Here is a 377-nt window from a genome sequence, read left to right as displayed (position 1 = left end):
TATGCCATCGACGCTGGCGACAGCGTCGTTGCCCCCGGCTTCAAGGGCCTGCTCAAGCGCGCCTGCGCCATCGGCCGACGACGACCCGACCTGACCGACGGCACGCTCAAGACCTACGAGGCCGACCTCAACCGCCGCCTCGACCGCATCATGGCCCAGGTTCCCACCCATCCCGCCGGCCTCAAGCTGATGCGGATCATCAAGAAGGTCCGCCGCCACCTGTTCGTCTTCGTGCGGAACCGCGAGCTCTCCGCCACCAACAACGGCTCGGAGCGTGCGCTGCGGCCCTGCGCCGTCTATCGCAAGATCACCAACGGCTTCCGCTCCGAATGGGGCGCCGCCCTCTACGCCAACATCCGCTCCGTCGTCGAAACCGC

Annotated in this window: 1 protein-coding gene; it reads left to right on the top strand. The window is 67.6% G+C overall.

Annotated elements, in window-relative coordinates:
- Positions 1-377: IS66 family transposase (locus F1193_RS16950; protein WP_150098962.1), on the top strand; the 377-nt coding region annotated here is incomplete at both ends.

This window comes from Blastochloris sulfoviridis (genome assembly GCF_008630065.1).
Taxonomy (GTDB): Bacteria; Pseudomonadota; Alphaproteobacteria; order Rhizobiales; family Xanthobacteraceae; genus Blastochloris; species Blastochloris sulfoviridis.
Note: the sequence above shows the minus strand (reverse complement) of the source record. Positions and strands in the feature narration are given on the sequence as shown.